This is a genomic window from Hydrogenophaga sp. (genome assembly GCF_051007235.1).
Lineage (GTDB): Bacteria > Pseudomonadota > Gammaproteobacteria > Burkholderiales > Burkholderiaceae_C > Hydrogenophaga.
Genome location: NZ_JBPCSJ010000013.1, coordinates 1 through 8,823 on the forward strand (window position 1 = coordinate 1; position 8,823 = coordinate 8,823).

Sequence of the window (8,823 nt, forward strand, 5' to 3'; positions counted from 1 at the left end):
CAGCACCTCGTCGCCCTGGGCCACGATGGCGAACTGGCGTTCTGGTGTGGCCGGTTGCTGTGCGGCGAGCCGTGCGATGTCCTGCTCCTGCGCAAGCAGCTGATCGACGAACACCGGTTCGAAGAAAAAGCGCTCGGCCGGGTCGTGCCAGGCGGTCTGCTCGCCGATGTGCTTTTGCAGGTCGCGCGCCGGAAACACCGCCGGGTTGAGCAGCAGGGTTTTCGCGCAGCCGGTCTGCAGCGCCAGCCAGCGGGCGTAGAACCCACCCAGCGACGAGCCGGCCACGGCCATGGTCTCGCGCGGCCAGCCGCGCACACCGTCCAGCACCAGGGCCATGGCCTCGGCGGGCGAGGGCGGCAGCTGCGGACACCACCAGACCACATCGGGGTGCTGCGCCCGCACCCGCGCGGCGACCTTTTGTGCCTTCATCGATTGCGGCGAGGAACGGAAACCGTGCAGGTAGAGCAGGTGGGTGGTGGTCATGCGGCGGATGATAGTGAGACCGTGTCCCATGTTCATGGGAGCCATCAAGGGCTCGCTGCCGTGGGGCCGCCGATATGCTGTCAACCGATGGGGGAATCGATGTCCGGTTCCTGGACGTTCAAGAGGTTCTGATCGTGTGGCGCGTACTGATTGTGGAAGACGATCCGTTGATGCGGGAGTTCTTCGCCTCCAGCGTGGTGCGCAACGAAAAGCTGGCGCTGCTGGCCGCCGTCGGCACCGTGGCCGAGGCGCGGGCCTGTCTGGACGACCCGGCGCAGCGCGTGGACGTGCTGCTGACCGACCTGGGCTTGCCCGATGGCAGCGGCCTGGACGTGATCCGCCATGCCCGGCGGCGGCACCCGGAGTGCGAGGCGCTGGTCATCTCGATGTTTGGGGATGAAGACAACGTGATGGCCAGCATCGAGGCCGGCGCGCTGGGCTACATCCACAAGGACACCACGCCGGAAGACGTGGCCCAGACCATTCTGGGCATGAAGGCCGGAGCCTCGCCGATTTCGCCCATGATCGCGCGCCGGGTGCTGGCCAAGTACCGGGCGCTGCAGGCCCCCAGTCCGGTGGTCCCGGCACCCGATTCCGGCTGGGGCGACTTGCCGGCGGCGGCCGGGGGGGAGGAAAAAGTGCAGCTGTCCAACCGCGAGCAGGAGGTGCTGGAGCTGATCGCGCGTGGATTCTCCTACGCCGAGATCGCGCGGCTGAAGGCGGTGAGCGTGCACACGGTGCAGACACACATCAAGAACCTCTACAGCAAGCTGGCGGTGCATTCCAAGAGCGAGGCCGTGTACGAGGCAACCCGCATGGGCTTGCTGCCACGGCGATGAGGCGGCGGTTGGCAGGGGCTCCCAAGACCCGCTACTGGGCATCGATGCGTGCGCTCTGGAGCGGCCTGCTGGCGCTGTGCTGCGCACTGTGGGGCCCCGCGCACGCCGCGCCGCTGGAGCTGCGTCAGGCGCAGGCGCTGATCGTGGTCAACGGGCAGGCGTCCAACGCGGCGGTGAACCTGCCCTATGCCTGGGACCGCCACCACAAGGGCCTGTGGGGTGAGGCGGTGTTCGACCTCGGTTTCGATCTGCCGCACTTGCCGCAGGAACCCTGGGCGATCTACTTCCCGCGCGTGGGCACGGCCTACGAGGTCTGGCTCAACGGCCACCTGCTCGATCGCAAGGGCAACATCGCCCAGCCCAACGGACCGGACTTCGGCCAGGTGCCGCGCTACCTGAACATCCCGGTCAGCGACCTGGCCTTGCGCAACCAGCTGCAGGTGCGCATCCGCGCCGACGCGGGGCGGCGTGGCGGTCTGTCGCAGCTGGTGGTGGGCAGCGCGGACGAGGTGTACCCGCTCTACCGGCGCGAATACCTGTTGCGCAACACCGGCTCCCTGGTGGTGGTGGGCTTCAGCCTGCTGGTGGGGCTGGTGTCGCTGGCGCTGTGGGCCACGCAGAGCCGCCTCAGTGCCAGCGGGCAGACCCAGCGCGATCCGCTGTATCTGTACGCTGGTCTGGCCGAACTGGCCTGGACCCTGCGGGTCGGGCACATCCAGATCGAATCGCCACCGATCGACTGGCCCTGGTGGGGCGTGCTGCCGGTCGCGGCGCTGGGCGTGTGGGGCGGCTTCATGACCTGCTTTTGCCTGGAGCTGGCGGGGGCGCGCCAGGGCCGGTGGGTGCAGGGCTTTCGCCGCTGGTTGCTGCTGCTCATGCTGCTGGGGCCGGTGGTGGGCGTGGTGGCTTTGGGGTGGGCGCAGCCGCTGGTGCTGACGCTCTGGTACGCGGCCCTGGGGCTGAGCTTCCTGGGCTTCGGCGCGTGGTTCGTGGGGCGTGCGGCGCGCACGCCGTCGTGGCTGCAGCGCAGCGTGGCCGCGGCGGTGGTGGTCAATGTGCTGATGGGGCTGCGCGATCTGTACGTGTTCCGCATCGATCCGGCCTACCCGAGCAATGCCCTGATGTACTACACCTCGATGCTGTTCGGTGTCTCGCTGGGCTATGTGGTGCTGATGCGCTTTCGCACCGCCAGCCGTCAGGCGCAGGAGCTGATGCAGGCCATGGCGGCGCGCATCGCCGAGCGCGAGCGCGAACTCAACAGCAGCTACCAGCGCCTGGAGGTGCTGGCGCGCGAGCAGGAGCGCACGGCCGAGCGCACCCGCATCCTGCGCGACATGCACGACGGCGTGGGCTCGCACATCAGCGCCGCCATCCGCCAGCTGCAGTCGGGTCGGGCCAGCCAGAGCGACGTGTTGCAGACCCTGCGCGATTCGCTGGACCAGCTCAAGCTGACGATCGACGCCATGCACCTGCCACCGGGCGACGTCACGGCGCTGCTGGCGAACCTGCGCTACCGGCTGGAGCCGCGGCTGCGGGCGTCGGACATCGAGCTGCAATGGGGCGTGGACCTGATCGATCCGATCCCCAGCCTGGACGCCCAGGCCATGCGCCACCTGCAGTTCATGGTGTTCGAAGCCCTGTCCAACGTGCTGCAGCACGCCCAGGCGAGCCGGCTGCGCATCGAGGCCAGCGGCGGTGCCGACGCCGTGCACCTGCGCATCGTCGACAACGGGCGTGGGTTTGATGTGCAGGCGCCGGTCCGCAAGGGGCTGGCCTCGCTGCGCGAGCGTGCCCAGGCCATCGGCGCGCAACTGCAGATCGAAAGCCGCCCGGGGCAGACGGTGGTGACCATCGTGCTGCCGGTGTGCTGATCGCTCACGCAGCGACGCGGTCCGGCCAGCACCCGGATAATCGCGCCATGGCCGCCGTCTTCGACAAACCCTCCCTCTGGCAACGCGTCACCCCGATCTTTCAGGGCTTTGATGGGTTGCTGGCGTTCGCCATCCTGCTGCTGGCCGCGGCCGGCCTGATGACCATGTACTCCGTGGGCTTCGACCACGGCACCCGTTTTGCCGCCCACAGCCGCAACATGATGCTGGCCGCTGGTGTGCTGTTCGTGGTGGCCCAGGTGCCGCCGCAGCGGCTGATGGCCCTGGCCGTACCCATGTACACCGTGGGTGTGCTGCTGTTGCTGGCGGTGGCGCTGTTCGGCATCACCACGAAGGGTTCCACGCGCTGGATCAACGTGGGCGTGGTCATCCAGCCCAGTGAGCTGATGAAGGTCGCCATGCCGCTGATGCTGGCCTGGTGGTTCCAGCGGCGCGAGGGGCAGCTCAAGCCCCTGGATTTTGTCGTCGCGGGCGTGTTGCTGGCGGTGCCGGCCGCGCTGATCCTCAAACAACCCGACCTGGGCACCACCCTGCTGGTGCTGGCCTCGGGACTGGCGGTGATCTTTTTTGCCGGCCTGAGCTGGAAGCTGATCGTGCCGCCGGTGTTGCTCGGTGCCCTCGGCGTGGTGGTGCTGATCGTCATGGAGCCCCAGTGGTGTGCGCCGGATGTGGACTGGAAGGTGCTGCACGAATACCAGCGCCAGCGGGTGTGCACACTGCTCGACCCCTCCAAAGACCCGCTGGGCAAGGGCTTCCACATCATCCAGGGCATGATCGCCATCGGCTCCGGTGGCGTCTGGGGCAAGGGCTTCATGCAGGGCACGCAGACCCATCTGGAATTCATTCCCGAGCGCACCACCGACTTCATCTACGCCGCCTTCTCCGAAGAGTTCGGCCTGTTCGGCACGCTCAGCCTGATGGCCGGGTTCATCTTCCTCATCGTGCGCGGGCTGACGATCGCCCTGGAAGCGCCGACCCTGTTCGCCCGGCTCATGGCCGGCGCCATGACGCTCAACATTTTCGTGTACGCCTTCGTCAACATGGGCATGGTCAGCGGCATCCTGCCGGTGGTGGGCGTGCCGCTGCCCTTCATCAGCTACGGCGGCACCGCCATGGTCACCCTGGGCGTGATGCTGGGCGTCCTGATGTCCATCGCCAAGTCCAAACGGCTGATGCAGTCATGAACCCCCACGCTCCGTCGCTGCGCGGGTCGCTGCCCCCCGAGGGGGCTGACCGGCCTTGGGGGGGGCCGGCGGCCGGTCGGTCCGCTTCGGTGGCGGTCATCGGCGCCGGCAACATGGGTGGCGCGATGGTCGAACGCCTGTGCGCGCAGGGCTGGCCGGTGGTGGTCTGTGACATCGCCCCCCAGCGCCAGCAGCAGGCGCTGGCCGCGGGCGCCCAACTGGCCGACATGCCCGAAGCAGCGGCCCAGGTGCTCACCGCCTCCGGGGCGTTGATCGTCTGCGTGGTCGACGCCGCCCAGTCGCACGAGGTGCTGTTCGGCCCGCGCGGCGCCGCATCGGCCATGCAGGCCGGTCAGGCGGTGGTGCTGTGCCCGACGATCGCCCCGAACGACACCGAAGCCCTGGCCGCTGCGCTGGCCCAGCGGGGCATCGGCTGCATCGATGCCCCCATGTCCGGCGGCCCGGCCCGCGCGCGCGACGGCTCCATGAGCCTGATGCTGGCAGCGGCGCCCGACCTGCTGCAGCGCCATGCCGACCTGCTGCAGACCATGTCCAGCCGGCGCTTCACCATCAGCGAGCGCGCGGGCGACGGCGCGCGCACCAAGCTGGTCAACAACCTGCTGGCCGGCATCAACCTCGTGGGCGCGGCCGAGGTCATGGCCCTGGCCGAGCGCCTGGGGCTGGACCTGCCGACCACCCTGGACGTGATCGAGCAGTCCAGCGGCCAGAGCTGGATCGGGTCCGACCGCATGCGCCGCGCCATCGGAGGCGACTTTGAGCCGCGCGCCCATGTGACGCTGCTGGAAAAAGACACCCGGCTGGCGGTGCAGGCCGCCCAGGCGGTGGGCTTTGACGGCCCGCTGGGCGCCCGCGCGGCCGAAGCCTTCGCCCAGGCGCACGCCGCCGGACTGGCCGACCGGGACGACGCGGCCCTGCTGCTCTGGCTGCGCGGGCAGCGCCGCTGATCACCCCAAGACCCCGCAGCCAGCGCGCGGTCGGGCGCGTTCTTACAATCGCCCGATGATCGCAAGCGAACCCACCCTGGCCCGGCTCTCCAGTGCACAGAGCCTGCTGCTCGACCCCTTTGGCCTCACGCCCGACCACCTGAAGAAGGCCCTGGCCGAGATCATGGTGCGCGGCGCCGACGATGCCGACCTCTATTTCCAGACCACGCGCAGCGAAGGCTGGAGCCTGGAGGAGGGCATCGTCAAGACCGGGAGCTTCAGCATCGACCAGGGCGTGGGCGTGCGCGCGGTCAGCGGCGAGAAGACGGCCTTCGCCTATTCCGACGACCTGTCCTGGGACTCGCTGCTGGATGCGGCCCGCACGGTGCGCAGCATCACCGGCCAGGGGCAGGACCGCAAGGTCAAGGCCGGCAAGGCCAAGGTGGCCAAATCGCGCTCCCTCTACCCCGGCCTGGATCCGATCGGCACCCTGGACAGCACGGCCAAGGTGGCCCTGCTGGAAAAGGTGGAGCGCCTGGCCAAGGCCAAGGACTCCCGCGTGGTGCAGGTCATGGCCGGCCTGGCCGCCGAGCACGATGTGGTGCTGGTGGCCCGGGCCGACGGCACCATGGCCGCCGACGTGCGGCCGCTGGTGCGCCTGTCGGTGACGGTGATCGCTGAGCAGAAGGGCCGGCGCGAGGTCGGCTCGTCGGGCGGTGGCGGCCGCTTTGGCCTGGCGCACTTTGACGATGCGCTGGTGCAGGCCTATGTGGACGAGGCGGTGGACGCGGCCCTCACCAACCTGGATGCCCGCCCGGCACCCGCCGGCGAAATGACCGTGGTGCTCGGCCCCGGCTGGCCCGGCGTGCTGCTGCACGAAGCCGTGGGCCACGGCCTGGAAGGCGATTTCAACCGCAAGGGCTCCAGTGCGTTTGCCGGCCGTATTGGCCAGCGGGTGGCGGCCAAGGGTGTGACCGTGCTGGACGACGGCACCATCGCCGACCGCCGTGGCTCGCTGAACGTGGACGACGAAGGTCACACGACGCAGAAGAACGTGCTGATCGAGGACGGCATCCTCAAGGGCTATATCCAGGACGCGATGAACGCGCGCCTGATGGGCGTCAAGCCCACCGGCAACGGCCGCCGCGAGAGCTACGCCCACGTGCCCATGCCGCGCATGACCAACACCTACATGCTGGGTGGCGACAAAGCGCCCGAGGAAATCGTGGCCTCGATCAAGAAGGGGCTCTACGCCACCAACTTCGGCGGTGGCCAGGTCGACATCACCAGCGGCAAGTTCGTGTTCTCCGCCAGCCAGGCCTACTGGGTGGAGAACGGCAAAATCCAGTACCCGGTGAAAGGCGCCACGCTGGTGGGCAGCGGGCCCGAGTCGCTCAAGAAGATCAGCATGATCGGCAACGACATGCGGCTGGACAGCGGCGTCGGAACCTGCGGCAAGGAGGGTCAGAGCGTGCCCGTGGGCGTGGGACAGCCCACGCTGCGCATCGATGGCCTGACGGTCGGCGGCACGGCCTGAACATGGCCCCCACGCCCCGCCGCTGTGCAGGGCGCCGCTGCCGCACCCTTTGCCGTAAGAGCCGTGTCAAAACGGCTGTGCTACATTCGCGACCTATGCAAACCCGCGCCGCCATCTTTTTTGGCTTTTACTTTTGGTTCTCGGTCCCCGGCGGACGAGAGGCAACGGTGTAAGCGCGCAGAGCAACCGAACCCCCTCCAAACCGCCGGGCCCAAAGCCCGGCGGTTTTTTTTTCACCCCTTCATTTCCCAACCCTGCGAGGAGCTTTCGATGACCGCCAAGACCACTGCCGCCAGCGATGCCTGGTATGCGCGCCCGGCCGACAAGACCAGCCAGACCGACGACCAGCGCATCAAGGACATCACCGTGCTCCCGCCGCCCGAACACCTCATCCGCTTCTTCCCCATCGCCGGCACGGCGGTGGAGGGACTGATCAAGCAGACCCGCAGCCGCATCCACGACATCCTGCACGGCAAGGACGACCGCCTGCTGGTCATCATCGGGCCCTGCTCGATCCACGACCCGGCCGCCGCGCTGGACTACGCGCGCCGCCTCAAGCCGCTGCGCGAGCAGTACGCGGACACGCTGGAGATCGTGATGCGGGTCTACTTCGAGAAGCCGCGCACCACGGTGGGCTGGAAGGGGCTGATCAACGACCCTTACCTCGACGAAAGCTACCGCATCGACGAAGGCCTGCGCATCGCGCGCCAGTTGCTGATCGAGATCAACCGCCAGGGCCTGCCGGCGGGCTCCGAGTTCCTGGACGTGATCAGCCCTCAGTACATTGGCGACCTGATCGCCTGGGGCGCCATCGGCGCGCGCACGACGGAGAGCCAGGTGCACCGCGAGCTGGCCTCGGGCCTGTCGGCACCCATCGGCTTCAAGAACGGCACCGACGGCAACATCAAGATCGCGACCGACGCCATCCAGGCGGCCGCACGCGGCCACCACTTCCTGTCGGTGCACAAGAACGGCCAGGTCGCCATCGTGCAGACCAACGGCAACAAGGACTGCCACGTCATCCTGCGCGGCGGCAAGGCGCCCAACTACGACGCCGCCCACGTGGCCGCCGCCGTCAAGGAACTGGAAGCCGCCAAGCTCACGCCGCGCCTGATGGTGGACTGCAGCCACGCCAACAGCAGCAAGCAGCACGAGAAACAGCTCGATGTGGCGCGCGACATCGGTCAGCAGATCGCCTCCGGTTCGAAGAGCGTCTTCGGCGTGATGATCGAAAGCCACATCGAAGCGGGTGCGCAAAAGTTCACTCCTGGCAAGGACGACGTGCACAAGCTGGCCTACGGACAGAGCATCACGGACGCCTGCCTGGGCTGGGACGATTCGGTGCAGGCGCTGGAGGTGCTGTCGCAGGCCGTGCGCGCCGCTCGCCAGGCCGCTCGCTGACACGGGTCAAGCGTTGCCTTTGTCAAGAGCCAATGCACAGGATCGGGCGATCTGCTGCGCGCCCGCCACGTGGGTTGGCTGGTGCCCCGGGCGCTGTTAACCTCCTAGCTGCGCTGTGAGTCCGGCGCAACAGCGGTCTTTGTGCACCTGCCGTGTCGGCAGATGGAGGCCGCGGGAGCCCTTGTGGAGCAGCCGGTTCTGAATTTGGGGTTGTTGGGGTTTGACGCGCCCGCGGCGGCGCGCCTCGGTGCATGGGCGGCCCAGGTGCAGCCTGGGTGGCCCGAATGGCACAGCGGCGACCCGCACCTGGCCGACGCGTGGATGATCCATGGGCCCGGGGTGGACGTGCAGGGCCGCGACGGGGTGCTGATCCATCACCCGCACGGCAGCGGTGAACGGCTGATGCTCAACCGGGCCGAGGTGGACCGCCCGCTGGCTTTTGCCACCCCCTTGCCCGACGGTTTTGCCTCGGCCGAGTTCTTCGATGCCGACGACGAGGCCAGCGTCCGCCAGCGCCTGCAGCGCTGTGAGGCCTGGCTTCGGCCG

The 8,823-nt window shown here is 68.5% G+C and carries 8 protein-coding genes; 7 read left to right on the forward strand and 1 reads right to left on the reverse strand.

What is annotated here, in order from left to right; all coding sequences use genetic code 11:
* The coding region (locus ACR2JA_RS00390; RefSeq protein ID WP_434007160.1) for a YqiA/YcfP family alpha/beta fold hydrolase at positions 1–483 on the reverse strand (483 nt) is incomplete at its 3' end.
* Between the two features lie 170 nt (positions 484–653).
* On the opposite strand from ACR2JA_RS00390, the gene ACR2JA_RS00395 reads away from it, so the two are divergent.
* The 7 genes from ACR2JA_RS00395 to ACR2JA_RS00425 all read left to right on the forward strand — a co-directional run.
* Positions 654–1,322 (forward strand): LuxR C-terminal-related transcriptional regulator, encoded by a 669-nt coding sequence (locus tag ACR2JA_RS00395; RefSeq protein WP_434007167.1) that lies wholly within the window; start codon positions 654–656, stop codon positions 1,320–1,322.
* Positions 1,323–1,330: 8 nt separating this feature from the next.
* Positions 1,331–3,193 carry a sensor histidine kinase gene (locus tag ACR2JA_RS00400; RefSeq protein ID WP_434007161.1) on the forward strand — a complete coding sequence of 621 codons (1,863 nt, stop codon included), beginning with the start codon at positions 1,331–1,333 and terminating at the stop codon, positions 3,191–3,193.
* A 47-nt stretch (positions 3,194–3,240) separates the two neighbouring features.
* Positions 3,241–4,395: a rod shape-determining protein RodA gene (rodA, locus tag ACR2JA_RS00405; protein WP_434007162.1), complete on the forward strand. Its 1,155-nt coding sequence runs from the start codon at positions 3,241–3,243 to the stop codon at positions 4,393–4,395.
* Entirely contained in the window at positions 4,392–5,360 is a 969-nt protein-coding gene (locus ACR2JA_RS00410; protein ID WP_434007163.1) for an NAD(P)-dependent oxidoreductase, read from the forward strand. The genes rodA and ACR2JA_RS00410 overlap by 4 nt, the downstream gene beginning before the upstream one ends.
* Positions 5,361–5,415: 55 nt before the next feature.
* Positions 5,416–6,876, forward strand: a complete 1,461-nt coding sequence (gene tldD, locus ACR2JA_RS00415) for a metalloprotease TldD (protein ID WP_434007164.1) — start codon at positions 5,416–5,418, stop codon at positions 6,874–6,876.
* Between the two features lie 270 nt (positions 6,877–7,146).
* A complete protein-coding gene (locus ACR2JA_RS00420; protein ID WP_434007165.1) occupies positions 7,147–8,277 on the forward strand; it encodes a 3-deoxy-7-phosphoheptulonate synthase in 1,131 nt (376 codons plus the stop codon).
* Positions 8,278–8,487: 210 nt separating this feature from the next.
* Positions 8,488–8,823, forward strand: a 336-nt coding sequence (locus ACR2JA_RS00425) for a hypothetical protein (protein WP_434007166.1), incomplete at its 3' end; no start/stop codon positions are given.

What these genes read in the sequence shown, in the direction of transcription:
- ACR2JA_RS00395 (WP_434007167.1), top strand. Translation starts at nt 654, where the DNA reads ATGCGGGAGTTCTTCGCCTCCAGCGTGGTGCGCAACGAAAAGCTGGCG.
- rodA (WP_434007162.1), top strand. Translation starts at nt 3,241, where the DNA reads ATGGCCGCCGTCTTCGACAAACCCTCCCTCTGGCAACGCGTCACCCCG.
- ACR2JA_RS00410 (WP_434007163.1), top strand. Translation starts at nt 4,392, where the DNA reads ATGAACCCCCACGCTCCGTCGCTGCGCGGGTCGCTGCCCCCCGAGGGG.
- tldD (WP_434007164.1), top strand. Translation starts at nt 5,416, where the DNA reads ATGATCGCAAGCGAACCCACCCTGGCCCGGCTCTCCAGTGCACAGAGC.
- ACR2JA_RS00420 (WP_434007165.1), top strand. Translation starts at nt 7,147, where the DNA reads ATGACCGCCAAGACCACTGCCGCCAGCGATGCCTGGTATGCGCGCCCG.